The organism is Chryseobacterium sp. StRB126 (assembly GCF_000829375.1).
In the GTDB taxonomy this organism is placed as follows: domain Bacteria; phylum Bacteroidota; class Bacteroidia; order Flavobacteriales; family Weeksellaceae; genus Chryseobacterium.
This window is the reverse complement of record NZ_AP014624.1, coordinates 2115845-2142003: the sequence shown is the minus strand read 5'-3', so window position 1 is coordinate 2142003 and position 26159 is coordinate 2115845. Positions and strand designations below refer to the sequence as shown.

Genomic DNA, 26159 nt, shown 5'->3' with positions numbered 1-26159 from the left:
TATAAAATTAAAAAAATGATAAAGGGGAGTCTGTTAGCAGCTTCCCTTTATTTATATAATTCCAATCAATAATGAAAGTTTATTTTTATATTTTCTGTTTCAGAAGTTCTATGGCATTTTCTTTCAAGCCAAATACATCCTTCAGCATTTGGAAAAGTTGAATATTATTTTCAATGGAAACTGATTCTTTTCCACCCTCCTTTTTTCTGATATTTAATGTGTGATTGTTAAAGGTGTACCGTGCATTTTCGTCCACCTTTGAAAAAACCAGATTTTTTCTGAAATTGGATTCCGGGTGAGTAGCCAGATACCAATTGCAAATTTCAAGGTCAAAAGGTTCTACATGCTCTAACTCAAAACGATAAACCGGCAACCACTTTTCCCTCCAGGTCCAAAGAGTGTAGGCTCCATTTTTCTGCGAAATTTTAAATTGTTCGTTGGGAGTCTCTTGTGGTTCTTCATCATTCAGAATTAAAGGACCGGTAAGTGTAGCCGTTCCAAAACCAGAGTCTACAAGATATTTTTGATCCTCCCACTCTACCATCAGCAGCAGGTGTGTTTTAGCAGCACTGCTGTTTTCATCTTTTTGCCACAATACTCTACCCAACTGCAATTGCACTTTAAAACCAAGATATTGTAGCACTTCACTCAAAAGCAGGTTTTGCTCGTAACAATATCCTCCTCTGGATTCAATTACCAGTTTCTGGAAAATATGTTCTACATCCAGTGACGGAACGATCCCTGTATAAGAATCTATATTTTCAAATGGTATATGCTTGGGATGCAGCTGGTGGATTCTTTTTAAAACCTCCATATTCGCTCCCAAATCTCCGGAATAGTGAATTCTTTTGAGGTATTTTTCTAATTTCAAATCATCCATGATTTTAACTTTACCTATTTACATTAGCAAATGTCTGAGAAATTCTCTTACAAATTCACATCATTATTATGAATAGAATAAATCAATCATTTCCTGATATTGGGAAAAGCATATCCCTTTTTACTAATAATATCTCTTCTTTAACCATAAGCTTATCTTTACAAGTAATATCAAAACGGGAACTTCTACCAATGGCCCGATCACTCCAACAAATGCCTGAGGAGAATGAATCCCAAACACGGCTATAGACACCGCAATAGCTAATTCAAAATTATTACCTGTTGCTGTAAACGCTATGGAAGCATTTTTATCATAAGGAACGCTGAATGATTTATTGATAAAAAAGCTTACAAAAAACATCAAAACAAAGTATACTATTAAGGGCACGGCTACTTTTAAAACATCTAATGGCAGCTCTAGGATCTTATCTCCTTTCAGGCTGAACATTAATACAATTGTCAATAAAAGAGCATACAGAGTGAGTGGAGAAATTTTAGGAACAAATTTTCTGTTATACCATTCCAGACCTTTTAATCTGATGGATAAATATCGGCTTAAAAAACCTGCTATAAAAGGAATACCCAAATATATAAAAACACTTTCTGTAACCTCTCTCATTGATACCGATATATTAAAATTAGCCAAACCTAATTTTTCCGGCAGAATGTTGATGAAAAGCCAAACCATGAAACTGTAACTAAATACTTGGAATATGCTATTCAAAGCAACTAATAATGCCCCATACTCACGATTCCCTTTTGCTAAATCATTCCAGACCAGCACCATTGCAATACACCTTGCCAAGCCAATGAGAATTAAACCGATCATATAATCCGGTTCATTTCTGAGGAAAACAATAGCCAATACAAACATTAATACCGGCCCAATTATCCAGTTCAACAACAAGGAAATTCCTATAACTTTTTTATCTGTAAAAACTTTTGGTAATAAGGAATAATCAACCTTTGCTAATGGTGGATACATCATGACTATTAAACCAATTGCCAGCGGAATATTTGTAGTTCCAACGGACAAAGAATTGGCTAGATTTGAAATCCCCGGAAAGAAATAACCTAATCCTATTCCTAAAAACATGGCTAAAAATATCCAAAGCGTAAGAAATCTATCCAGAAATTTTAATTTTGGCTGCATAACATCTATTTAATTTATTCCTACTACTTTGCTTCTTCTTTCCATTATTACACTATTTTTCCATACACCTCGCAGTTTTCCTATTCTTTCCCGATAGCCAATCATTCTGAATCCAAAACTTGTATGCAATGCTATGGTAGCTTCATTTTCCGGAAACATCCCAGACTGTAAGGTCCAAATCCCATTAGCCTCACTTTCTTCTATGAGATATTGCATTAAAACTTTCCCTACGCCTTTCCCTCTATGGTCTTCTGATACATAAACACTTACTTCAGCTACTCCTTCATAAACACAACGGCTACTTACTTTAGATAAGGCAGCCCAACCTAATACGGTATTAGCCTGAACTGCTATCAACCTACTATGAGGCAGTTTAGTTTCATTCCAAATCTCCCATGATGGAACAGAGGTTTCAAAGGTTGCAATACCAGTGTCAATCCCCTGTTGGTATATATTGGAAATAGCCGGATAATGCTCTCTATCAATTGAAATTATTTTCATTCTATTTTTTTATTTGTGAAAACACATACAACATTTCTGCACCGATCTGTAAACTTCTTTCATGATAAACCTTTTCCTGTTCAGGAGTACCGTCTGAAATTTTGGGATCTTCAAAAGTAATAGGGATACGTTTGTCGGCTCCTGGAATAAAAGGACATCCGCCATCTGCCTGCGAACAAGTCATAACTGCTGCAAAACCATGCGCGGGGTTAAAGACACTATCATATTTTTTAGAAAAACCTATAATGGGATGCAGATCTTCATCATACTTGATAGCATACACAGGATTTTCCGTATCTGAAATTTTCACGATAAAAAAACCTTGCTCCATTAAAGTTTCTGCAACTTTAGGAAACATTGCCGTTTCTTCCGTTCCCCCTGAATAACAAGTTACATTTGGAATATTAAAATATGTACTTGCTGCCTGTGCCCAAACTTGTGATAAATGGCTTCTTCTTGAGTTGTGGGTACAGATAAAGTTAATATCAATGCCTTTCTTGTCGTCAAGATTTTTCTGAATAAAATCAATTAAGGGTTTTAGTATAGCTTTTCTATCCTCGTTAATTTCTTGACTGTTTAATAACTCTATTGTTTCTAATAATTTGGAATACATTGTTTGTTTATTTTGAGTTATTCAATTTTAGCAACATCCGGAATCTGGGGTACAACATGAAGTTTGCTTTGAAGATAATTCTGATAATCTCACTTTTTGTTTCTCTACAGGAATACCACAGGCATCCTGAGCTAAGCAGGCTGTTGTTTTATTTTTAAGAACAAAGGTTTTTCCATTAAACTCTAAATCATATTTTCCAATGGTTGTATTTTGATATTCCACTTCAATTTCATTATCTTCTATCCCCAATTCCTCTTCTGAAAGGTTAATAATATGTAAAAGCTTCCCAGGTTTTAGTCTGTGCTCAAAATCATTGGCATTCCATAATTGAAAATTAACCACCTTTTCATGGCGGACTTTTCCGCCGCAATCAATAAAATATTTTGTCACAGTTCCTACTTCCGTAACATGAAAATGCTCGGGAACAAAATCTCCATTTTCTAATTGAAATTCAACATTAGCTAATGTTGGTAAAATTGCTTTGATTTCAGATAATTTCATTGTCTTTTTATTTATTGGTTAAATGCTATATTACGATAAATATGAGTAAAAAATGCTTAACAGCATTTTTGATTGGAAACAGTCAGTATTATATTTGAAAAATAATCTTTTAATATTTCAAAAGTATTTTCATCAATACAGTAACAGATGGCAGTCCCCTCAATGTTTCCTTTGATTAAACCTGCATTTTTTAATTCTTTCAAATGTTGGGATACTGTTGCTTGTGCTAATGGAAGTTCATTAACAATATCTCCACATATACAAGTGTCTACCTTTAGCAGATATTCAATAATAGCAACTCTGGCAGGATGCCCTAATGCTTTTGCAATTGTAGCGATCCTGTTTTGCTTATCTGTGAAATGGTCCGTTTTCGTTGCTCCCATAGTTTGAATAATTATATCGCAATATTACGATAAAAATTTAAATCAAAAAAGGAAATCCAATAATATAATTTTTTACGCCAATCTGATTGTCGGAAACTTATGATATATTAAAGGGTTTTCGTTCATACTCTTCCCCTTCTGATTGAAATGAACTCATTCAGCTTGTATTCAGGAATACAAGTTATATCTTAAAAAACGGTTTTGAATTCTTATCCAGTTAACAGTCTGGTTTATTAAATCTTTCCTTTTTTCTTAAAGGCAGAATAAGTAATAACTACACTAATGGCCATTAAAATAAATGCAAGGAAGAATGGTGCCCCTGAAAACTCAAACGGCGCCTCATCATGCGTGAAGAAGTAGAACAGATTGGTCATCACCGGAGGGCCAATAATTGAAGTAGCGCTCATTAAACTCGTTAATGCTCCCTGAAGTTCACCCTGCTCGTTAGAAGGTACACTTTTCGTAATCACCGACTGCAGGGCCGGGCCACAGATTCCTCCTAAACAATACGGAACTAGAAAGACAAACATCATCCAACCTTCTGAAGCAAATGCAAACAATAACAATCCTATAGCATACATAGTAAGACCATAATAAATGCTCTTCTGCTCTCCCAGCCTTGGTGTAGTCCATCTGATTAAAAGTCCCTGTACCAAACCAACCAATAAACCTACAACCCCTAATGAGATCCCGACCATTCTTTCTGTCCAGTTGAACTTATACATAGTAAAGAAGCTCCAGTTACTCTGTACGGCATGCCCTGCAATATAGATCAGGATCAATGCGGTAATAAGCCCTGAAATTTCCGGGTGTTTTCCTAAAAACTTGAAAGATCCCACAGGATTAGCGCGCTTCCAGTTAAACTCTCTTCTTTTATCTTTATCCAAACTTTCAGGAAGAATGAAATAACCATAAAGGAAATTAAGGAGGCATAAAGCTGCTGCTGCATAAAAAGGGACTCTTGCACCGTAATGTCCTAAAACACCACCCAGAACTGGCCCTATTATGAAACCCAAACCAAAGGCTGCCCCTATCAATCCAAAGTTTTTTGCTCTGTCTTCGTCCGTGGAAATATCTGCAATATAAGCACTCGCAGTGGTTACACTTGCGCCCGTAATCCCGGCTATAATTCTTCCCAGGAACAGCCACCAGATAGTTGGGGCCAGTGCCAGGAAAATATAATCTATGGCAAACCCGAAAAGCGAAATCAGAATAATAGGTCTACGTCCATATTTGTCACTCAGGTTTCCAACCAGTGGAGAAAAGATAAATTGTGTAAATGCGTAGGCAAATCCCAACCATCCACCATATTTTGCGGCTTCACTGATATCTGCATGAATCAACTCTTCAATTAATTTAGGAACAACAGGAATAATGATTCCCCATCCCGTAATATCAATCAGTAAAGTAATAAATATAAAGCCTATTGCTGCTTTTTTCTTTGAATTTTCCATGATGGTGCAAAATTAATCAAATCTTAAAAATAATGGTTCTAAATTGTATGATATTAAAGAAGTGTAATATTGATTAGCAGAATTATATTAAAAATAGCTCTGTTTTATAGTATTTCCAACACCTTAAAACACAAAAAAAGGCCGCCTCACTTTTGAGACAGCCTCTTTACTAATTTATTGTAGTTTGTATTATTTTGAAGCAAGTACTTCTTTATCGGAAGTCGTTTTTCCGTGTACTTCTTCTTCTTTTCCTTTTTTAAGGAAGTCATAAGCAATTGCCGATGCTATGAAGATTGATGAGTAAGTACCAAATCCAATACCGATTAACATAGCAAACATAAATCCTCTTAGGTTATCACCACCGAAGATGAAGATCGCAAGAATCACCAAAATTGTAGTGAATGAAGTGTTGAATGTTCTACCCAATGTACTTGAAATAGAGTCATCAAACAATCCAGCTAGTGTTAAAGATTTCTTCTCTCTTAAGTATTCTCTAATTCTGTCGAAGATAATAACTGTATCGTTGATTGAATATCCTAATACCGTAAGGATTGCAGCAATGAAATCCTGGTTGATCTCCATGTTGAACGGCATATATTTATGAAGTAATGAATACGTTCCTAAAATGATAACCGCATCGTGGAATAATGCTGCAACAGCCCCTAAGGAGAACTGCCATTTTCTAAATCTGAATAAAATATAGATAAAGATACCAGCTAATGCAGCCACTACTGCAAGGATACCGTGTGTCTGAATATCATCAGCAACAGTAGGTCCTACTTTCTCAGATGAAATGATACCAGCATGATCTTTGTCTGCAGATTTGAAGTCATTTAAAGTAATATTAGAAGGAAGATCTCCTTTTAATCCTTCATATAACTTCTGCTCGATAGTCTGGTCAGCTTTTAAAGATTCATCTTCGATAAGGTAATCTGTAGAGATTTTTAACTGCTTAGCATTTCCGAAAGTTTTAGCTTCTACCGAAGAGTTCTTACCATCTTCAGTTTTGAATAATTTTACTAATTTTTCTTCAACATCGTTAGCATTTACTTCTTTATCAAATCTTACCACGTAGTTTCTACCCCCTGTAAAGTCGATACCATATTTGAATCCGTGAGTTACAATAGAAACAACACAGATTACCGTTAGTACCGCAGAAATGATGTATGCGTATTTTCTCTTTCCGATGAAGTCAATCCAAGTATTTCTGAATAAGTTCTTCGTAGGAGCAGTCCATACAGAAAGGGTTTTACCTTTGTTCAGTCTGCTGAAGATCATTACTCTTGACAATAATACAGAAGTAAACAATGTCATGATAATACCGATCATCAATGTCAATGCGAAACCTTTAATAGGTCCTGTTCCGAAGAAGAACAATACAACTGCAGTTAGTAACGTAGTAGAGTGACCGTCAATAATCGCGCTTAATGCGTGTTTGAAACCGTCTTTATAAGCTTCTAAGATGCTCTTACCGGCAAATAATTCTTCTTTCGTTCTTTCATAGATAATTACGTTCGTATCTACCGCCATAGCCATCGTTAATACGATACCAGCGATACCGGGAAGCGTAAGGGTGAAGTCTCCGGAATCCATAATTCCGAAAATATAGAAAAGGTTAATTACCATCGCAATTACAGCGTAAATCCCTGCACCACCATAATAGAAAATGATGTAAACAATGATAATTAAGAATGCGATTGCAAATGAAATCATACCAGCGTTGATAGACTCTTGTCCTAATGACGGACCTACCTGAGTAGCCTGAACTACTTTAGCACCTGCAGGTAATTTACCAGCACCTAAAACGTCAACCAATTCCTTAGCTTCTTCCTGAGAGAAGTTACCAGAGATTTGAGTTCTACCGTTAGGGATAGCATTTACAACGTTTGGAGCAGTATATACTCTGTTATCAAGCGTTACAGCTACTGGTTTTCCAACGTTTTTCTCCGTTAAAGTTTTCCATTCTTTTGCTCCTTTAGAATCCATCTGCATGTCTACTACTACTCTTCCAAGTTCGTCGTAGCTAATGTTTGCAGTTTCTACTGCACCGTCAACCGGAGCTTTTTGGTTGATGTTACTTCTGATCGCATACAATACTAAATCATCAGGACTTGTAGCTTCAGGTTTGTAACCCCACATGAACTGTGTATATTTAATGTTTGCAGGACGTAAAGCCATTCCTACTTTGCTGTTCAAGATTTTGTTTACAGCAGCTGTATCCGACAATTTTACGTTAGCAACACCATTACTTCTTAATTTGTCAAGCTGTAAAAGGTTCATGAAGTTTACATTCTTTGCAACTCCCATAGAATCTCCTTTTGCAGCAACCATAGTTGTTAATGTCTGGAAATAAGGAGCCACTTCAGTAACCTGCTGTACTTCCCAAAACTGAAGTTTTGCAGAGGTCTGAAGCATTTTCTTTACCTTGTCGATATCCTTCATACCAGGCATTTCTACAGAGATTCTAGCTGTACCAGGTACTCTCTGAACGTTTGGCTGAATCGCTCCAAGCTTATCAATTCTCGTTCTGATTACCTCGAAAGCTGTTCCTACAGAAAGATCAATTCTTCTCTTAACAATACTTTTTACCTGCTCATCAGTAGTATTATACTTGATTTCAGATAAGTTGGTGTTTCCGAAAAGTTCCGGATCAGCAAGCTTTAGGTTTGTTCCTTTCGCTTTGTTAATCGCATCGAACTGTTCAAAGAAGTTGTCGATGTAAGATTTTGTTGAGTTTTTCTGAGCTTCATCAGTCTTATTTAAAGCCTCAATAAGAATAGGATTTGTAGAAAAATTGGTTAAATCATTTACCAAATCTCTCTGGTTGATTTCCAATAGAACGTTGATCCCTCCTTTTAAGTCAAGACCCAATTTCATTTCCTTGTCTTTAGCTTTTGAATAATAAAGCTTCGTATACCCAAGATTAAGAGTATCTTCCTTGATTCGTTTGATCTCTTTCTCGTTTCCTTTCGCAGCTTCGATCTGCGATTCAATTTTGCTGGCGTACCAGGTTGGTAATAGCTCGTTTAAGCAAATCAACCCCAGGACAATAGCAACAATTGTAATAAGTCCTTTTCCTTGCATTTTGTTATAACTACGTTAAATTAAGTCGGCAAATATAATGATTTTCTTGTATTTTATGAATTTTTAACAACAGAAATGGTTTATTTTCAGATATATCAGTATTCTGAGTTCTATTTAAGATTTAACAATTATTTTAGGGTATCTTAGTGAAGTTTACAAAATTTAATTGGTATAAAAATTTCATTCATATTTCAACACCTTAACTATCAAAATATTATGGAAAAATTACTTTTTACCCTAAGTATCTTTTCTTCTTTATTCGTTAATGCTCAAAGCATTAATTTGGAAGAATTTGCCAGTGGACTTACCAGTCCCGTTGAGATTACAAACGCCAATGACAGCCGGTTATTTGTGGTTCAACAGAACGGAATGATAAAAATAATTCAGCCTAATGGGACTATTAACCCAACTAATTTCCTGAATATTTCCTCAAAAATTGTTTTTAATGGAGAAAGAGGTCTTTTAGGACTCGCATTCCATCCGCAATACTCAACCAATGGGTATTTTTTTGTGTATTATAACAACACAGCAGGGAATATTGTACTGGCCAGATATAGTGTTACCCCAACCAATCCAGATGTGGCGGATCCTAATTCTGAAAAAATACTATTAAATATTCCCAAACCATTTGCCAACCACAACGGCGGAAGTATTCATTTTGCACCAGATGGAAAACTCTGGGTGGTAACAGGAGATGGAGGAAGCGGCGGAGACCCTAATAACAATGCGCAAAATAAAAACGTATTATTGGGAAAAATGCTGAGAATAGATGTGAATGCCACAGATCCAACCCCATACAATATTCCATCCGACAATCCTTTTGCAGGCGCGGGCATTGACGGCGCCGATGAAGTATGGGCCTATGGCCTCCGAAATGCATGGAAATTCTCATTTGATCTCGCTACCGGAAACGCCATGATTGCAGATGTAGGCCAGGGAGCTATTGAGGAAATCAATAAAATGCCCCTATCACAAGCAGGCATCAATTACGGATGGCGTTGCTATGAAGGAAATACGGCTTACAACACCGCAGGATGCCCCACTCAGTCTTCCATGACGTTTCCTGTTGCTGTATACGATCATTCCGGCGGAAAATGCTCTATTACCGGCGGCTATGTGTACAGAGGTTCTCTATATCCATCACTTCAGGGGAAATATTTCTTTGCAGACTTTTGTTCTGACCAGATAGGCATCCTGAATACTGACAATTCCATTATATGGACCTCTGCCTACAGTGGAAATGGGTTCTCTACTTTCGGGCAGGACCTTCAAAAAGAACTGTATGTTGCCGCAGTGAATAGCGGAAAAGTTTTCAAAATTACAACAGGATCATTAGGTACCCATGAAAATGATTTCTCAGAAGCCATAAAAATTTACCCAAACCCTGCTTCAAAAGAAATCTTCATCAGTGGAATTAAAGATAAAAAGGTAACGGCAGAGGTCATTAGCGCAGAGGGAAGAAAAGTTTTAGAAAAAGATCACATCATTAATGAAAAAGGAATTGATATTTCCGGAATTGCTCCAGGGGTTTATTTTATCAATCTGAAATCAGGGAATTATAAATCTTACAGCCAGAAAATTGTTATTAAGTAGAAATAGCTTATTTTAAAAACTGGAAGCCACTCAAGCTTTATTACTTTATAGCACAAAGTAAAATACAACTTTAAACAAATAAAAAAGCGATTCAGTGTTGAATCGCTTTTTGTTTTATATCGTCATTGAGAAAATTCTCGTTTCCGGTTTATTTCTCATCATTCTAAGGTCAAAAACCATCGCTACATTTCGGGTGAAAGCTCTACCCGCTTCTGTAATTTTAATTTCTTTACCTGAAATTTCAACCAACCCGTCATTTTCCATTTCCTTCAACATGTCTAATGCATTATCCAATTCAGGGAAAGAATTATCTATAGTAAAAGTGGTTTCAAGCTGACACATCAGATTTAAAATATGTCTTCTTACAATCAGGTCTTCTTCATTCAGAACATGTCCTTTCACAACAGGAATTTTACCTTCTTCTACCATTGTCTGATATTCCTCTACCGTTTTCACATTCTGAGCAAAAGCATACCATGAATCTGAAATCGCAGACATTCCAAGTCCTACCATCAGCTGGGTATTGCTTGAAGTATATCCCATAAAGTTTCTGTGAAGCTTTTTATGGATCAGAGATTGGTATAAATCATCATGTTCTAAAGAGAAGTGATCCATTCCTACCTCAATATATCCCAAATCCTGAAGCAGTTTTTTACCATCTTCATACAAACGGCGTTTTTCCTCTCCACTAGGAAGGTCATTTTCATCAAAACCTCTCTGTCCTACTCCTTTTACCCATGGAACATGTGCATAAGAGTAAAATGCAAGCCTATCCGGCTTCAGCTCCATTGTTTTTCTGATGGTATGTTCCATTGCTTCCCAAGTCTGGTGTGGAAGTCCGAAAACCAAATCGTGGCTGATTCCTCTGTATCCAATTTCCTTAGCCCATTCCGTTACGTTTTTCACGTTCTCAAAAGGCTGAATTCTATTGATGGCTTTCTGTACTTTAGGATCATAATCCTGAACTCCAAAGCTTACTCTTCTGAATCCAAGGTTATATAAAGTCTGAAGGTGTTCCTTCGTGGTATTATTCGGGTGTCCTTCAAATGAGAATTCCGGGTGTTCTGCAATCTCCACCGTTGAAAAGATCCCTTCCAACAAAGTTTTCAGGTTTTCAGGTGAGAAAAATGTAGGAGTACCACCTCCAAGGTGTAATTCTTTCAGTTTTGGCTTTTCATTAAAAAGCTCAAGATAAAGTTTCCATTCCTTTAAAACACTTTCCAGATAAGGAACTTCAACGCTGTGCTGTTTCGTAATACGTTTATGACATGCACAGAACGTACACAATGCCTCGCAGAAAGGCAAATGGATATAAATAGAAATCCCCTCCTCTGCATTGCTTTCGTGAAACGACCTGATTACGCTCTCCTTCCAACTTTCCGGTGAAAATGTAGATTCATCCCAATATGGAACCGTAGGATAAGACGTGTAACGAGGCCCGGGAATATTATACTTATCTATTAAAGAATTCATTTTGAATAAAAAATTTTATAAGGTGAGGAAGTTTAACATTATTAAAATTCCATCCTACAAAATTAACCATTAGTTATGAATTTCTGTCTATGAATTATATTAGGTTATAGTTTAGAATGAGTCTAAATACACTGTTTAAACCTGTTACGGAAATAATGATAAATTCTATCAGTTTTATTTATTTTATTGATCCGAAATCTGATATCCATTAAGAAATACTATCTCTCATTTTTTTTTATTCAGACTTCTTATTTTATTTTCATTACTACAATCCTATCTTTCCCCGCAAACACTGCTCTATTCCCATCAATCCACTGCCCAATATACAATCCTTTTTCACCCGAAATTTTCTTCCACGTCTTTCCAAAATCAGATGAATAACTAATATGCTGATCACCTACTGCAATCATCTCTTTCCCTTTTGAACCCGGTTTAATTTTCACACAGGTCATATATCCCGCATTTTGCCCTGAAGCCTGAATCTGCCAGGTTTCTCCACCATCATGCGTTGTAGCAATATTATTAACATTAGCATCCTGTTTGGTATAATCACCCCCTACTGCAACTCCGAATTGGTCATCATTAAAATCTATGGAATACATTCCCTGAGAAGATTCTCCCTGAATAAAAGGTGTTTTGAAAACTTCCAGTTTTTCACTTTTAAGATTCAGTCTTAGAATTCTTGAAGCTTTCCCTCCTGTAGCAATCCAAAGATTTTTTTTCGTGGAAGAAATATTGGTATTGCTGGCTGCAAAAGCTGCTTCTCCCTCATTCAGCTTTATATTATTTTTAAACATCCCCCATTTGCCATCTTTATAAACGGCTAACTTTAATAACAGATCACTGCCTGAATCACTGAAGGTATAAGCCAACTTGTTGTTCACAAAATGTAAAGCATCATAAAAAGCCGTTTTTGCAGAATCTGTATAAACAATCTGTGATTTCAAATCCTTTTTATCAATTTTAAAAAAGCGGGCCGGGCTTACAATATTGATCGCATAGAATGACGTTTTATCCTGTGCCAGAGTTCTGAATTCAAGTTTTTCATCAGAAAGCTTAATTTGTTTTTGATTCTTGGCATCCTTAAGATCTACAAACCCGAATTTAGACTCCGAACCACTATACCAGACTTTGTTATCATATAACTCAAGAGCTCTGATGCTAATTTTATCATTAAGAATTGTTTCAATACTTTCCACCTGTTGGGAAAATGCAGCCATTCCTACAGAAAGGAATGCAATGGACAAAAACTTTTTCATATATTTTATTATGGCTTATTTGCAACAAAAAAACCGCCGAAGCGGTTTATATTATTATTAATCTTGGTTCTGATATTTTTCAGGATTGTTAAGTTTACTATTTGATTTTCCATAAAGGAAATATACTAAACCTCCTAAGAATAACCATACAGCCGAAAGCTCCAATGCATGAGCACTTAAGTTAAATATCAAATAAATATTGATAAATACTCCCAGTGCTACAACTATTTTGTAAGCAGGAACTTTGAAAGGCCTGATCAAATTAGGTTCTTTTTTTCTCATTACCCAAACGGCAATACAAACCAGTGTAAATGCAAACAAGGTTCCGAAACTTGTCATATCAGCCAGTGTTGAAATAGGGGTAAATGCAGCGATTAATGCTACAACAATTCCCAACAAAATGATTCCTTTGTAAGGTGTTTTTGTTTTTGGATGAAGATCACCGAAGAATTTAGGAATCAATCCGTCTTTTGCCATTCCGATGAAGATTCTTGACTGTCCCATCATCATTACCATTACTACGGAAATTAATCCTACAGTAGCAGCAATTGTTACTACATTACTAGCCCAGTGTTTTCCTGCAATTTCAAAAGCATAGGCTACAGGAGCTTTGATCGCATCAGGATATTTACCTTCCGGATTAAAGTCTGTATAATGCATCATCCCTGTTAATACAAGAGATACACAAATATATAAAGCCGTACACACCAATAATGAAGCGATAATTGCGAAAGGCACATCTTTCTTAGGATTAATAGCCTCCCCAGCCTGTGTAGAAACAGCATCAAAACCAATATAAGCAAAGAAAATAGCTGCTGCTCCGGAAATGATCCCTTTAATACCATAAGCCGAGACCAGATCTCCCTCAGAATTTTTAATCTGAACCTGATCCGGAATAAAAGGCTTCCAGTTTTTAACACCATCTACTGCATTATAAAGATCTGTATTAGAAAAAATAATATATACCCCTGCAATAATTACAAAGATAACGGCAGAAGTTTTCATCAAAACGATCAGGTTGTTAGCTCCTGCTGCTTCTTTAGTTCCTTTTACCAATAACGCGGTAATCAAAAGAACAAGAATAAACGCAGGCAGGTTCATTGAAAAACCGTCTCCTGTATAACTTGCCGGATCTGAGGTAAGATAAGCCGGTAAATGCACCCCAAAAATCTTCAGAAATTTGGTAAAATATCCAGACCAGCTCACGGAGACCGCCATACTGGCCATTGCATATTCCAGAATAAGACACCAGCCCATCGCCCATGCAAAAATTTCTCCTACTGTTCCATACGCATAGGCATATGCTGATCCTTCAACCGGAATAATGGAGGCAAACTCCGCATAGCATAATGCTGCAAAAACGCAGGCAATTCCTGCAATGATAAAGGAGATTGCAAGTGCTGGCCCTGCATGATAATAGGCTCCTGTTCCCGTAAGAACAAAGATTCCACCTCCAATGATAGCACCTACTCCTATTGCTGTTAAACTCCATTTTCCAAGGACTTTTTTCAGCTCACTTTTCTTCATATCTGCCTCATAGGCACTTAGTGGTTTTTTAACCCAAATTTTCGACATGTTTTTTTATTTATTAAGGATTTACGAAAATATAAAAAATTTAGGAACTCCCACGTTTATCGTTAAACTTTCGTCATTTATTTTACATTAAAGTCTTTAAAAACCTGAACAACACATTATTTAATCCATTTCAAAAAGTCCATATTTTTGCTTATTTTTGATCGCATGAATTTATATGATCTTTTCGTAAAACCTTATGAAAGCTACGATTCTTTACAGATTATGCTGGAAGCGTCAGGTGCTATTTTCGGAACTTTGAGCGTATATTTTTCCATTAAGAAAAATATATGGGTGTACCCTACCGGCATTATTTCAACCCTGATCTATGTATATATTCTTTTCAATTTCGGATTACTGGGAGATTGTCTGATTAATGTATACTATACGATAATGAGCGTCTACGGATGGATTTTATGGGCCAAAAACTCAGAAGATCATATACACGTAGATGTTACCTGGGCTACGAAAAAGGAATGGAATTACGCCATCATTCTTTTTATTCTGAGTCTGGGACTCGTCACTCTTATTTATTATTATAAACCTTATATTGATAATCATTTTTCAATGGAGGGAACCAACCTTGGATTATATCATTTGGATTGGGCGAATTGGATGGATGTTTTCACCACTTCAATATTTTTAGTAGGAATGTCGTTTATGGCCAAACAGCGCATTGAGAACTGGATTTTCTGGATTATCGGAGATTTTATTTGCATGCCTATGATGATTTTTAAGGGTCTTGGCATCACTTCGGTTCAATATTTGGTATTTACTATAATGGCTATCCTAGGATACCTTAGTTGGAAAAAAAGTTTTAAAGAAAAAAAAGTACAATAAAGTTATGAAAAATTTATTAAAAATAGCAGTTAGTATCTTTGCTATAAGCACTTTAACATCCTGTCTTGCCTACACAGACGGTTATGGCAGCAACGGTTATGGTGATCCATATTATAACAATGGTTATTACTATGCCCCTTCCGGATATTATGGTAGTGGCGGATATTATGGTAATGACGGCTATTATTATAGAAACAACGTTAATTACTACTATGATAATGGTATTCCTTACTATTATGACACTTATAATAACTCCAGAAGAAAAGTATATGTAGAAAGAAAAACTACAGTTACTTCACAGAGACCGAGTAATGGCTTCCGTAATAATAGTGATTCATATAATAACGGAAGATATAATAACAGAAATTCAAACAATACCAGCAGTGGTGGGTTCAGAAACTCAAACAACGGTTATCAGAACAATCAGGGAAATCAGAATAATCAAAGCAACGGCGGGTTCAGAAATCAGAACAGCACCTTTGAAAACAGAGGAACAAGTTCTGGTGGTTTCAGAAGTTCAGGAAATACTAACACTGGAAGAGTTGAATCATCCTCAAATGGCGGATTCAGAAGTGGCTCAAGCAGCAGCCAAAGTTCAGGTTCTAGCTCCAATTCAAGCTCAGGTTCAGTGAGACAACAGAGCAGCGGCGGCTTTAGATAAAACAATTATAAATAACGATTATAAATAAGAAAACGAACAGTTAACACTGTTCGTTTTTCGTTTTAATATATTAATTTTGTTTCTTTATTTAGACAAAAAACAATATGGAATTTTATAAATATCAGGGAACGGGAAATGATTTTGTAATGGTAGATAACCGTGATCTTCAGTTTCCTAAAGACAAAAAAATCATTGAAAAACTATGTGACAGACGTTTCGGAATAGGTGCCGATGGGCTTATCCTGCTGGAAAACGATCCTGATTATGATTTTAAAATGGTATACTATAATTCTGATGGCGGAGAAAGCACCATGTGTGGAAATGGCGGAAGATGTCTTGTAGCTTTTGCTTTTTTCCTTGATGTTTTTGAAGACAGATGTAAGTTTATTGCCATAGATGGTGAACATGAAGCAGAAATTCACAACGGGATCATTAAACTAAAAATGATTGATGTAGACACCATTTCACATGATGGAAATGATGCAGTTCTAAATACCGGCTCCCCTCATTACGTAAAATATGTAGAAAATATCGCTGATTATGACGTTTATACCCAGGGGCATGCTATCAGAAACTCAGAAAATTATAAAGAAAAAGGGATTAATGTCAACTTTGTAGAAAAAATTTCGGACAATGAGATTTTTGTAAGAACCTATGAACGAGGCGTTGAGGACGAAACTTACAGTTGTGGAACAGGAGTTACGGCTTCTGCTTTAACTTTTCTCCAAAAAGATAATCTAACTTCTGTAAAAGTTAAAACTTTAGGAGGAAATCTTAAGGTATATGCTGAAAAAAGCGGTGATTCTTTCTGCAACATCTGGCTGGAAGGTCCTGCAAAGCAAGTTTTTAAAGGTAAAGTAGATATTCTTTAAAATCAAAAACTTTTAATCAATAATATAGGAATGAAAAAAGCTATTCTCATTATCATTCTGCTTGTTTTTGTAGTAGCAGGATTTTTTGGATTGAGATTTTATAATAAGTATTTTGGAAACAATGTAGAAAAGGACGGTTATGTTTTGATCCCTCATAAGGCAAACTTTAATCAGATCATGGATTCTATTGCTCCATACATCAAAGACCATAAATCTTTTGAAGTGGTAGCCAAAGATAAAGGCCTTGCTTCTAATTTTAAAGCAGGACGCTATCATATCCAAAGTGGGAAAGGAAATACAGACCTTGTTAATATGATTAAAGCTGGTAACCAAACAGCAAATTCATTCAGAATCGGAGATTTTGGAGATATGTACCAGATGATTGGAAAGGTTACCAAAAAGACAGAATTGGATTCTCTTCATTTTGTAAATGATCTGGATATAGTGGCCCAACAAAAAGGATATAAAGACATTGAAGATCTAAAGAAATATTTCTTCATTGATACTTATAACTTTTTCTGGACCGTAAGCCCTAGAGAATTTTTTGCAAAATTCGAAGATCAGTACAATGAGTTCTGGACCAGTGAAAGAAAAAATAAAGAACAGCAATCAGGGCTTTCAAGAGAACAGATTTATGCTCTTGCATCTATTGTATATAAAGAATCGGGAGGAAAGAAGGATGAAATGAAAACCATTGCCGGTTTATATTTAAACCGTTACAGAAAAGGAATGAAACTTCAGTCTGATCCAACTGTAATTTATGCAATCAATAAGCAGACGAACTTTAAAGAATCGATTAAAAGAGTATTATATAAACATCTGTCTACTCCATCTCCATATAATACCTACGCTAATGCAGGAATTCCTCCGGGACCAATTTGTGTAGTGGATAAAAACTCAGTAGATGCAGTTTTAAATGCAGAAAACAATAATTATATATTTATGTGCGCAGATCCTGCAAGATTTGGGTATCATAAGTTTACGGCAAGTGCGGAAGAGCATGCTGTAAATGCAAAAGCTTATCAGGACTGGCTCAATTCAAAAAATATAAAATAAGCTTAGCAGACACCAGTATTTTATAGAAATAAAAAACAATAATTAAATCATAACATTTTGATAGTCAAATAAATATTGAATTTCAAAATGTTAAGGGTTATCCTTTCACGATTTTATACAAAAAAATAACCTATGAAGAATAAGACAGAAATTGTCAATATTTTTACCAGAAAAACACTAGGACTTACTTTAGTACTCTCGGCAGCTGCTATGGCTTTTGCCCAGGAAAAGGCTGATATTTCAGGAATCATTGTCAATAAAAAGAACCAGCCGGTTCCTTATGCCTCTGTAGCCTTTAGCAACAAGGCCAACAAATCATTAAGCGATGCTGTATTGACGGATGAAAAAGGACAATATAAATTACAGCTTACTCCCGGAAGTTATGATATTACTGTAGAAGCTATTGATTACAAAAAAAGTGTTGTCAGCAAAAATATTGCAGCAGCAGGTAATATCGGGGCGCTATCTATTGAGGCAGAGGCTACCTCTACTATTGACGGCAAAACCAATGAAATACAGGGTGTTGTTATCACAGCTTCAGCAACCAAAGCCTATAAAGTAGAACTTGACAAAAAGACTTATGATCCTTCACAGGATATTGTGAGCAAAGGAGGAAGCCTGCAGGATGTTTTAACCAATGTGCCATCGGTTACTGTAGATACGGATGGAACTGTTTCTATGAGAGGAAGTTCTAACGTAAAATTCCTAATCAACGGTAAGCCTTCTTCCCTATTGGGTATTGATGATGGAGCAAATGCTTTACAGAGTATTCCAGCAGATCAAATCGAGAGAATTGAAGTTATTACCAACCCTTCTTCAAAGTTTGAAGCAAGTGGTACTTCTGGTATTTTAAATATTATTCTTAAAAAAAGCAAAAAAGTAGGATTTAACGGGAGTGTGGTTGGAAGTCTTGGATATTTCCCAAGAACATCCCTGAATGCCAATTTAAGCTGGAGAAAAAATAACTGGACCTGGTTTGTAAATGGCGGCGGCGGCTATACGGAAAATAAAACCAAAAGTAATACTGAAACCACCTATCATAATATTAAATTCCCGAAAGTAGACCCTATTCCTACCACTCAGGCAGAAATAGATAAAATCCCTACTGTTCCCGTTCATCAACTTCAAAACTCTACCAGCAAAACCTATAATAAAAACTATAATGCAAGTGCCGGTTTTGTATATGATATTTCTGAAAAAACCTCTATTAATCTAACAGGATTGGTAAGGACTTTTGAAGGTGACGGAAATGATCTGGTAAATACTTATGACTCTTTTTACAAATACACAAAAGACACCTCAGATCCATGGAAACTTATGAATCCTTACACTTTGAGAGATTCTAAAAGTATCTTTAATAACCTTGCTTTCCAGGGGGATGTAGGGTTGGACCATAAATTTGACGATAAAGGTCAAAACTTATCTGTATCATTAAGTTTACAGAGAAACAGAAGTAATAATAATGCAGACATTCAGGAAAGTGTAGACCATATTCTTTCTGTACAGGATATTACCAGAAGACATTCTGTAAGCAAAACCATAATAGGAAAAGCAGATTATGAATTACCGATAGGCGAAAACTCTAAGCTTGAGGCCGGTTACAGATTGGATATCAATAACAATACATATAATAACTTTGTAAGCACCACATCAAACAACCCACTGATTGCAGATTACAATAACAATACAGACTACAAGGAAATGTTCAATGCCTTCTATTTACAGTTTAGAAGTAAGATTGGAAACTTTGGTTATCAGGTAGGATTAAGAGATGAGATTTCCAATGTTAAGATTAATTATATCAGCCAGAATCCTACGAAAGCTCCATTAGATAAACCTAAGAATTACAATAATTTATTCCCAAGTGTATTCTTAAGTTATGACATCGCTAAGAATAACCAGATCTTAGTTAATTATTCCCGAAGAATAGACAGACCTAGATCATTCTTTATGGTTCCTTTCTCGAATTATACCAATAATCAAAATATTTTCGAGGGAAATATTGATTTAAACCCGTCGTATGTAGATTCATACGAAGTAGGTTATAACCTTACAAAAAAGAAGTTTACCCTGAATCCTACCTTCTATTACAGACATGCCACAGAAGATACAAAAATGCTAGTCTACAGACCGGATGAAAGAGAAACTGTCTTCTACACTAAACCGGAAAACCTGGGCAATGACGATCGTATTGGTTTGGACTTAAATTTCACTTATGATCCTTTTGCATGGTTCAAAATTATGGGTAGTGCGGATATCTTCAGATACAAAACAACAGGAATCACTTCTTATGCTACAATAGATAAAGATGGATTGAACCAGATAAGAACATTAAACTTTACAGGAAGTGGTTTCTCTACCCGATTACGTCTTAATACTACATTCAGACTGGATAAGACATTAAGTGTACAGTTACAAGGTTTCTACAGAGGTGGACAGAAAACAGAAAACCAGGATAGAAAAGATATGTATGCTGTAAACTTCGGAGCATCCAAAACCATTTGGAAAGGAGATGGAACTATTACATTCAACATTCAGGATATCTTTAATACAAGAGGTATGGAAGTGTTTAATTACGCCAGCGATTATACCCGCAGTAGCTTCATGCAATGGCAGCCAAGACAGTTTTCTCTCTCTTTAACTTACAGATTCAAACAGGGTGAAAAGATAGAACAGCCGAAAAGAAATTTCGGGTTTTTTGTTTTTATTTTACAGACTCTACTCTGCTCTCTTTTTCTTTTTCAGCTTCGTAGATTCTTTTTCTTAAGTCGCTGGTGGAAAATCTGTGGTCTCTTTTGTTGTAAAAGATCTCAATCCCTTTTTCCTCACAGTATTGTTTACCTGTAAAATCTCTGTCTATATAATCATCACCAATGATTCTTATATCAATTACAAAAGATTTTAAGATATCCAGCAAATCTTCTTCCGTGTAATAAGGTACAATTTCATCCACAGCATTTACTGCTTTTAACTGAATATAACGTTCAACAATCGTCTGGCTGGGTTTGTTTTTATTTGGACGGTCGTGGGATGGATCAATCTGTAATCCTACAATCAGATAGTCACATACTGTTTTAGCTTCTTCAAGCATTTTGATATGTCCTGCATGTAATAAATCAAACGAGGAAAATGTAATCCCTATTCTTTGTGTCTTCATATTAATGATAAAATTAAAACTTCGCTGAAATAAAGGTTCTTTTAAACGGATAAAAGACCGGTGATTCAGGGAAGATGTTTTGTAATTGTTGTTTATAATCGTTTTTAAATTCTTCTTTCATTTCATCAGGAAGCTTTTCTATATAAGGAAGCATCGCTGTTCCGGAAGCCCAAGTAAATACTGCTTCTGCATTTTCAAGAACATGCGGGAACACTTTCTCAAATACTGTAATTTCTTTCCCATTATTCTCAAATAATATCTGAGCGTAGTCTTCAATTGCTAAAACCGTATACTCTCTTTCCCATCCATTATAGGCACTTTTATAAGGCTCTGTACCCGCAACTTTTCTGAGGAGCTGATGAACCACATATTCATGATTAGAAGGAATCTGCACCGCTAATTGTCCCCCTTCCTTAATTTTACTTATAATTCTTGGAAAAAGCTCTTTATGATGACTGCACCATTGGATCGCTGCATTGGAAATAATCAAATCAAAAGTATCTCCCAAATGAAGCTGCTCTTCAATGCTCCTTTTTTCAAAAGTCAATCTGCTTGTTTTAAACTGGGCTGCTTTCTCAAGCATTTCTCCAGAAGAATCTATTCCTAAAACCTTAGAATCTTCTAAATAATCTAAAAGTTTCGAAGTAAGTTCTCCCGTTCCACATCCTAAATCGATAACAGATATTCCCGTTCTTGATGCTACAAGCTTTAACAGGTCAAAGAAAGGAGTTGAACGCTCTTCTTTAAATTGGTCATATACTTCAGGATTCCAAGCCATATAATTGAATTTATGAGTTTAGTTTCTCGAGTTGAGATATTTTTGCCACTCCCAAACAGTCTTTAAAGACTCTTCCAAAGATGTGCCAGACTTCCAACCAAGCTCTCTTTCTGCTTTGGAAGGATCTGCATAAGCAATTGTAATATCACCTTCTCTCCTATCACAGATCTGATAAGAAACCTCTACGTTATTAGCTTTTTCAAATGCCTTCACCACTTCCAAAACGGATGATCCTTTTCCTGTTCCCAAATTATAAGTATCAATCACTGCTTCACCCGATTGGTCTTCTATTAGTTTTTTCAAGGCTGCTACGTGAGCTTTAGCCAGGTCTACAACATAGATATAATCACGAACAGCTGTTCCGTCTTCTGTTGGATAATCATCTCCCCAAACGCTTAATTTTTCGCGAACTCCTGCAGCAGTCTGCATTACGTAAGGAACAAGGTTATTAGGGATTCCTATTGGCAGCTCTCCAAGTTTTGCAGATGGATGCGCTCCAATGGGATTAAAGTATCTTAATAAGGATATTTTACGCTTGTATGCCTTAGCAAAATCAATAAGGATTTCCTCTCCCATTTGCTTAGTCTTCCCATAAACGCTTTCAGGCATTTTTAATGGTGTATTTTCATCAATTGGCATCACATCAGCCTGTCCGTAAACAGTACATGATGAACTGAAAATAAAGTTTGAGATTTCTCTTTCTTTAAACTCCTGTAAGATATTAATAAGAGAGAATAAATTATTTTCGTAATAATCTATAGGTTTTACCTGACTCTCTCCTACAGCTTTAAAAGCTGCAAAATTAATACATCCTTCAATGGTATGAGCATCAAAAACCTGATTCAGAAGTTCTTTACGCTTCAAATCAAAAGGATAAAAAACCGGCTTCTTACCCGTAATTTCCTCAATATTATTTAAAATAAATCTCTCCGAATGGGACAGATCGTCTACAATAACAACTTCAAAGCCATTATTAAGCAGTTCTACAACGGTATGAGAACCAATATATCCAAGTCCTCCTGTAACAAGTATTGCCATTTTTATTTTTTAATCTTTATATTTTCCAATCTCATCCATTTCCAGAAACTGTATTTTTTTATTTTTAAAAACATTAGTTATCAAAATAAAAACTGAGATGGTAGAAAATGTGAAAAATAATTTTAAACTATCACCTTCTTCAAACGTTTTTTTGACCAGAATGTTTATGTATCCTGAAACAAAAAATAATAAAATTAAAATATAGTTTATATTTAAATATAGAATCGCTTTTGTGCTTTTAAATAAAAGTAATATTAAGCTTAAAAATGTACTTATACAGATTGATGCTGCAGAAATAAAAATAAAACTCTCTACTGAAAATTTCTGTTCAATACTGAATTTTATAAATGAATCATAAGTACCATAGCCAAATAAAAAAAGTAAAAACAATTCGAACAGAAATACCACTATTCCAACTATTCTATATTTAAATATTCTATTTTTCATTCATTACCCCATAAACTCAAGTACAGCGTCTGTAATATACTTCAACTGTTCTTCGTCTAATTCCGTATGCATTGGTAAAGAGATCACCTGATCCAAAAGCTTATCTGTATTCACAAAATCAGCTGCATTACTCTCCTGGAAATACGCTTTTTGCTTTCTTAAGGCTACCGGATAGTAGATCATTGCAGGAATTTCCTTTTCTGTAAGGAATTTCTGAAGTTCATTTCTCTTACCATTCAGAATTCTCAGTGTATACTGGTGGAATACGTGAGTAGAACTCTCTGATCTTTTTGGAGTTAAAATATTTTCATGTCCAGCGAATGCTTCATCATAATAATCAGCGGCTTTTCTTCTCGCTTCGTTGTATGAGTCCAGGTGTGGTAATTTTTTTCTTAAAACTGCTGCCTGAATACTGTCCAGACGAGAGTTTACCCCAACCTCATCATGGTAATATCTTTCGTACATTCCATGGTTTACAATTCCCCTTAAACGGTGTGCCAGCTCATCATTGTTGGTAAAAATAGCACCTCCATCTCCATAACATCCAAGGTTTTTAGAAGGGAAGAAAGAAGTTGTACCTACAGTTGCCATTGTTCCGGCATATTTTGATGTCCCGTCAGAGAATGTATATTCTGCACCAATTGCCTGTGCATTGTCTTCAATTACGTATAAATTGTGCTCTTCCGCAATTTTAAGGATTTCTTCCATATTTGCACACTGTCCGAATATATGTACAGGAATAATAGCCTTTGTTTTTGGTGTAATGGCCTTTCTTAAAGCTTCTGTAGAAATAGTAAATGTATCATAGTCAACATCTACCAAAACAGATTTTAATTTAAGCAGATGAATCACCTCTACTGTTGCAGCAAAGGTAAAATCAGCAGTAATGATTTCGTCTCCCTCCTTCAGATCCAGTGCCATAAGAGCAATCTGTAATGCATCAGTTCCATTAGCACATGGAATAACATGTTTTACATCTAAATAAGACTCCAATTCATTCTGGAAAGACTTTACTTCAGGACCGTTAATAAAAGCTGCGGAATCCATTACATTTAAAACTGCATTGTCTACATCATTCTTTATTTTGTAATACTGACTTTGCAAGTCAACCATCTGAATTTTTTTCATAAATAAATTATTTCTGTAAAAATAAGGATTTTAAAATCCTACCAAAAATTTTATTGATTTTGTTTTTATCTTTATACAAAAATTTATATGAAAAAAATTTTACTGTTTTGTTTCCTAACAGGTTACTCTTATACCTTTGCGCAAACTCAGCTTGTTTTTGTATTTTTTAAAGACAAGCCCAATAAAGCTGCATTTTATGCTAATCCTCTTTCTGAGCTTAGTCAAAAATCACTTGACAGACGTACAACCTTAGGCATATCGCTTAATGACCAGGATGCTCCTATAGAACAATCTTATATACAAAATCTTCAGAATCTGGGATTTACTGTCACTGATTATTCTAAGTGGCTTAATGGAGCCGCCGTAAATGCAACCCCTGCTCAAATCACTCTCTTGCAAACACAGCCTTTTGTTTTGTCTGTAGAAAGTTTTGCGCGTAACGGAGCTCCTACTGTACAGCCAGCACCTGTCAATAAATGGAAAATGCCAACACATACTCAAAAGATTCTTACCACTTTTGAATACGGTACTGGTACAGCACAGATAGACCAAAGCAATATAAGACCTCTTCATCTGGCAGGTTATACCGGGAATGGAGTTTCTATAGCTGTTATTGACACCGGATTTCCTACAGTAAATACCGGAGATGCTTTTTTAAGATTACGAAACAATAACAAAATAAAAGGGGGTTATGACTTTGTCACTAAGTCTACTGACATTTACAACCCTTCTCTGAATGCCCATGGAACAACCGTTTTAGGTGTTATAGGCGGCTATCTCGAAAATGTATTTGTAGGTTCAGCTCCTGATGCTGATTTTTATCTGTACCGTAGTGAAAACACAACGGCTGAAGTTCCGGAAGAAGAACTCTATTGGATTGAAGCAGCTGAAGAAGCAGACAGAAAAGGTGTTGAAGTTATTACCACATCACTTGGATACAATGTTTTTGATAATCCGCAATACAGTTACACCTATGCTGATATGAACGGAAGTACCTCTTTTATTGCAAGAGGAGCAGGAATTGCTGCAGAAAAAGGAATTTTTGTTCTTGCTGCCGCAGGAAATTCAGGAACTGGTTCTTGGCATTATCTTTTGACACCTGCAGACAATGCTAAAGTGTTTACGATTGGTGCGGTAGACTCTTCAGGGAATTCTTCTGCTTTTTCATCTTACGGACCTAACTCCCTTGGAGTTGTTAAACCAGACGGAAGTACCCGAGGGACTGCGACCGCAACAGTTTTAGGGAATACCACCTATTCAACGAATGGAACTTCCCTTGCTACTCCCATAGCTGCTGGTGGAGTTGCCTGTCTTCTTCAGGCATTTCCTATTATGAACAGAGACCAGCTTAAATCCAAACTAAGACAAACAGCTTCATTATATCCTAACCATACAGATCAGATGGGATATGGCATTCTTAATTTCGGAAGCCTATATAACAGTGTATTAAACACTTCGGAAATTGTTAAAAAAGAAAAATTCGCTTTGTTCCCAAACCCTGTAAAAAATATCCTGAATATTACTTCAGAAAACGAGATCAACTCACTGGAACTTTATGATAATCTGGGAAGACTGATAAGAAAAGCAGATCATGAGAAGTCTGTAAAAGTTGATGATTTTGCAAAAGGAGTTTATTACCTTAAAATCCTCTCAAAAGATAAGGTTTACTATGAAAAGTTCATTAAAGAATAAAAAATAGCAGCCTCACTTGAGGCTG

The 26159-nt window shown here is 35.8% G+C and carries 22 protein-coding genes and 1 pseudogene; 7 read left to right on the top strand and 16 right to left on the bottom strand.

Features of this window, described 5'->3' with window-relative positions:
• Window positions 1-85 precede the first annotated feature (85 nt).
• The 8 genes from CHSO_RS09600 to CHSO_RS09565 form a co-directional block, all read right to left on the bottom strand.
• On the bottom strand, window positions 86-880 hold the full coding sequence (locus CHSO_RS09600; protein ID WP_052480546.1) for an arylamine N-acetyltransferase family protein: 795 nt from the start codon (window positions 878-880) through the stop codon (window positions 86-88).
• 123 nt (window positions 881-1003) lie between these two features.
• Complete coding sequence (gene arsB, locus CHSO_RS09595) at window positions 1004-2032, bottom strand: ACR3 family arsenite efflux transporter (protein ID WP_045495344.1); 1029 nt, start codon at window positions 2030-2032, stop codon at window positions 1004-1006.
• A gap of 9 nt (window positions 2033-2041) precedes the next feature.
• Window positions 2042-2533: a GNAT family N-acetyltransferase gene (locus tag CHSO_RS09590; protein WP_045495342.1), complete on the bottom strand. Its 492-nt coding sequence runs from the start codon at window positions 2531-2533 to the stop codon at window positions 2042-2044.
• Between the two features lies 1 nt (window position 2534).
• The gene (locus CHSO_RS09585; protein WP_045495339.1) at window positions 2535-3146 is read right to left on the bottom strand and encodes a low molecular weight phosphatase family protein; all 612 of its coding nucleotides are present in this window, start codon (window positions 3144-3146) and stop codon (window positions 2535-2537) included.
• Window positions 3147-3173: 27 nt separating this feature from the next.
• A complete protein-coding gene (locus CHSO_RS09580; protein WP_045495337.1) occupies window positions 3174-3647 on the bottom strand; it encodes a DUF6428 family protein in 474 nt (157 codons plus the stop codon).
• 56 nt (window positions 3648-3703) lie between these two features.
• Window positions 3704-4030, bottom strand: a complete 327-nt coding sequence (locus tag CHSO_RS09575; RefSeq protein WP_045495335.1) for an ArsR/SmtB family transcription factor — start codon at window positions 4028-4030, stop codon at window positions 3704-3706.
• Window positions 4031-4263: 233 nt separating this feature from the next.
• Window positions 4264-5484 (bottom strand): TCR/Tet family MFS transporter, encoded by a 1221-nt coding sequence (locus tag CHSO_RS09570; protein ID WP_045495333.1) that lies wholly within the window; start codon window positions 5482-5484, stop codon window positions 4264-4266.
• A 189-nt stretch (window positions 5485-5673) separates the two neighbouring features.
• Complete coding sequence (locus tag CHSO_RS09565) at window positions 5674-8568, bottom strand: protein translocase subunit SecDF (RefSeq protein WP_045495331.1); 2895 nt, start codon at window positions 8566-8568, stop codon at window positions 5674-5676.
• A 216-nt stretch (window positions 8569-8784) separates the two neighbouring features.
• On the opposite strand from CHSO_RS09565, the gene CHSO_RS09560 reads away from it, so the two are divergent.
• Window positions 8785-10161 carry a PQQ-dependent sugar dehydrogenase gene (locus CHSO_RS09560; RefSeq protein WP_045495329.1) on the top strand — a complete coding sequence of 459 codons (1377 nt, stop codon included), beginning with the start codon at window positions 8785-8787 and terminating at the stop codon, window positions 10159-10161.
• Between the two features lie 114 nt (window positions 10162-10275).
• On the opposite strand, the gene hemN is transcribed toward CHSO_RS09560, so the two are convergent.
• The 3 genes from hemN to CHSO_RS09545 all read right to left on the bottom strand — a co-directional run bounded on the left by hemN (window position 10276) and on the right by CHSO_RS09545 (window position 14468).
• On the bottom strand, window positions 10276-11634 hold the full coding sequence (gene hemN, locus CHSO_RS09555) for an oxygen-independent coproporphyrinogen III oxidase (protein WP_045495326.1): 1359 nt from the start codon (window positions 11632-11634) through the stop codon (window positions 10276-10278).
• 248 nt (window positions 11635-11882) lie between these two features.
• Entirely contained in the window at window positions 11883-12893 is a 1011-nt protein-coding gene (locus tag CHSO_RS09550) for a WD40/YVTN/BNR-like repeat-containing protein (RefSeq protein ID WP_045495324.1), read from the bottom strand.
• Window positions 12894-12950: 57 nt separating this feature from the next.
• Entirely contained in the window at window positions 12951-14468 is a 1518-nt protein-coding gene (locus CHSO_RS09545) for an amino acid permease (protein ID WP_045495322.1), read from the bottom strand.
• Between the two features lie 165 nt (window positions 14469-14633).
• On the opposite strand from CHSO_RS09545, the gene pnuC reads away from it, so the two are divergent.
• The 5 genes and pseudogenes from pnuC to CHSO_RS09520 form a co-directional block, all read left to right on the top strand.
• Entirely contained in the window at window positions 14634-15305 is a 672-nt protein-coding gene (gene pnuC / locus CHSO_RS09540; RefSeq protein WP_045495320.1) for a nicotinamide riboside transporter PnuC, read from the top strand.
• 4 nt (window positions 15306-15309) lie between these two features.
• The gene (locus CHSO_RS09535) at window positions 15310-15966 is read left to right on the top strand and encodes a hypothetical protein (protein ID WP_045495318.1); all 657 of its coding nucleotides are present in this window, start codon (window positions 15310-15312) and stop codon (window positions 15964-15966) included.
• 104 nt (window positions 15967-16070) lie between these two features.
• Complete coding sequence (dapF, locus tag CHSO_RS09530; protein WP_045495317.1) at window positions 16071-16838, top strand: diaminopimelate epimerase; 768 nt, start codon at window positions 16071-16073, stop codon at window positions 16836-16838.
• Between the two features lie 30 nt (window positions 16839-16868).
• Entirely contained in the window at window positions 16869-17894 is a 1026-nt protein-coding gene (gene mltG, locus CHSO_RS09525) for an endolytic transglycosylase MltG (RefSeq protein ID WP_045495315.1), read from the top strand.
• Between the two features lie 132 nt (window positions 17895-18026).
• Window positions 18027-20579: pseudogene (locus CHSO_RS09520) on the top strand (TonB-dependent receptor domain-containing protein); the annotation flags it as partial.
• 19 nt (window positions 20580-20598) lie between these two features.
• Here the strand turns inward: CHSO_RS09520 and CHSO_RS09515 are convergent.
• The 5 genes from CHSO_RS09515 to CHSO_RS09495 are packed head-to-tail and all read right to left on the bottom strand — an operon-like array spanning window position 20599 to window position 24442.
• Window positions 20599-21051 carry an adenylyltransferase/cytidyltransferase family protein gene (locus tag CHSO_RS09515; protein ID WP_045495314.1) on the bottom strand — a complete coding sequence of 151 codons (453 nt, stop codon included), beginning with the start codon at window positions 21049-21051 and terminating at the stop codon, window positions 20599-20601.
• A gap of 13 nt (window positions 21052-21064) precedes the next feature.
• Window positions 21065-21829: a methyltransferase domain-containing protein gene (locus tag CHSO_RS09510; RefSeq protein ID WP_045495313.1), complete on the bottom strand. Its 765-nt coding sequence runs from the start codon at window positions 21827-21829 to the stop codon at window positions 21065-21067.
• 18 nt (window positions 21830-21847) lie between these two features.
• On the bottom strand, window positions 21848-22867 hold the full coding sequence (gene galE / locus CHSO_RS09505; protein ID WP_045495310.1) for a UDP-glucose 4-epimerase GalE: 1020 nt from the start codon (window positions 22865-22867) through the stop codon (window positions 21848-21850).
• 9 nt (window positions 22868-22876) lie between these two features.
• A complete protein-coding gene (locus CHSO_RS09500) occupies window positions 22877-23314 on the bottom strand; it encodes a hypothetical protein (protein WP_045495309.1) in 438 nt (145 codons plus the stop codon).
• Between the two features lie 3 nt (window positions 23315-23317).
• The gene (locus CHSO_RS09495; protein ID WP_045495307.1) at window positions 23318-24442 is read right to left on the bottom strand and encodes a DegT/DnrJ/EryC1/StrS family aminotransferase; all 1125 of its coding nucleotides are present in this window, start codon (window positions 24440-24442) and stop codon (window positions 23318-23320) included.
• Window positions 24443-24529: 87 nt separating this feature from the next.
• Here CHSO_RS09495 and CHSO_RS09490 point away from each other — a divergent pair, with 87 nt between their 5' ends.
• Window positions 24530-26134, top strand: a complete 1605-nt coding sequence (locus tag CHSO_RS09490) for a S8 family peptidase (RefSeq protein WP_045495305.1) — start codon at window positions 24530-24532, stop codon at window positions 26132-26134.
• Window positions 26135-26159: the final 25 nt, after the last annotated feature.

What these genes read in the sequence shown, in the direction of transcription:
- hemN (WP_045495326.1), bottom strand. Translation starts at nt 11,634, where the DNA reads ATGAATTCTTTAATAGATAAGTATAATATTCCCGGGCCTCGTTACACG.
- dapF (WP_045495317.1), top strand. Translation starts at nt 16,071, where the DNA reads ATGGAATTTTATAAATATCAGGGAACGGGAAATGATTTTGTAATGGTA.
- arsB (WP_045495344.1), bottom strand. Translation starts at nt 2,032, where the DNA reads ATGCAGCCAAAATTAAAATTTCTGGATAGATTTCTTACGCTTTGGATA.
- CHSO_RS09545 (WP_045495322.1), bottom strand. Translation starts at nt 14,468, where the DNA reads ATGTCGAAAATTTGGGTTAAAAAACCACTAAGTGCCTATGAGGCAGAT.
- CHSO_RS09490 (WP_045495305.1), top strand. Translation starts at nt 24,530, where the DNA reads ATGAAAAAAATTTTACTGTTTTGTTTCCTAACAGGTTACTCTTATACC.
- CHSO_RS09560 (WP_045495329.1), top strand. Translation starts at nt 8,785, where the DNA reads ATGGAAAAATTACTTTTTACCCTAAGTATCTTTTCTTCTTTATTCGTT.
- CHSO_RS09580 (WP_045495337.1), bottom strand. Translation starts at nt 3,647, where the DNA reads ATGAAATTATCTGAAATCAAAGCAATTTTACCAACATTAGCTAATGTT.
- CHSO_RS09500 (WP_045495309.1), bottom strand. Translation starts at nt 23,314, where the DNA reads ATGAAAAATAGAATATTTAAATATAGAATAGTTGGAATAGTGGTATTT.
- pnuC (WP_045495320.1), top strand. Translation starts at nt 14,634, where the DNA reads ATGAATTTATATGATCTTTTCGTAAAACCTTATGAAAGCTACGATTCT.
- CHSO_RS09565 (WP_045495331.1), bottom strand. Translation starts at nt 8,568, where the DNA reads ATGCAAGGAAAAGGACTTATTACAATTGTTGCTATTGTCCTGGGGTTG.
- CHSO_RS09550 (WP_045495324.1), bottom strand. Translation starts at nt 12,893, where the DNA reads ATGAAAAAGTTTTTGTCCATTGCATTCCTTTCTGTAGGAATGGCTGCA.
- CHSO_RS09535 (WP_045495318.1), top strand. Translation starts at nt 15,310, where the DNA reads ATGAAAAATTTATTAAAAATAGCAGTTAGTATCTTTGCTATAAGCACT.
- CHSO_RS09495 (WP_045495307.1), bottom strand. Translation starts at nt 24,442, where the DNA reads ATGAAAAAAATTCAGATGGTTGACTTGCAAAGTCAGTATTACAAAATA.
- CHSO_RS09585 (WP_045495339.1), bottom strand. Translation starts at nt 3,146, where the DNA reads ATGTATTCCAAATTATTAGAAACAATAGAGTTATTAAACAGTCAAGAA.
- CHSO_RS09510 (WP_045495313.1), bottom strand. Translation starts at nt 21,829, where the DNA reads ATGGCTTGGAATCCTGAAGTATATGACCAATTTAAAGAAGAGCGTTCA.
- CHSO_RS09575 (WP_045495335.1), bottom strand. Translation starts at nt 4,030, where the DNA reads ATGGGAGCAACGAAAACGGACCATTTCACAGATAAGCAAAACAGGATC.
- galE (WP_045495310.1), bottom strand. Translation starts at nt 22,867, where the DNA reads ATGGCAATACTTGTTACAGGAGGACTTGGATATATTGGTTCTCATACC.
- CHSO_RS09570 (WP_045495333.1), bottom strand. Translation starts at nt 5,484, where the DNA reads ATGGAAAATTCAAAGAAAAAAGCAGCAATAGGCTTTATATTTATTACT.
- CHSO_RS09600 (WP_052480546.1), bottom strand. Translation starts at nt 880, where the DNA reads ATGGATGATTTGAAATTAGAAAAATACCTCAAAAGAATTCACTATTCC.
- mltG (WP_045495315.1), top strand. Translation starts at nt 16,869, where the DNA reads ATGAAAAAAGCTATTCTCATTATCATTCTGCTTGTTTTTGTAGTAGCA.
- CHSO_RS09515 (WP_045495314.1), bottom strand. Translation starts at nt 21,051, where the DNA reads ATGAAGACACAAAGAATAGGGATTACATTTTCCTCGTTTGATTTATTA.
- CHSO_RS09590 (WP_045495342.1), bottom strand. Translation starts at nt 2,533, where the DNA reads ATGAAAATAATTTCAATTGATAGAGAGCATTATCCGGCTATTTCCAAT.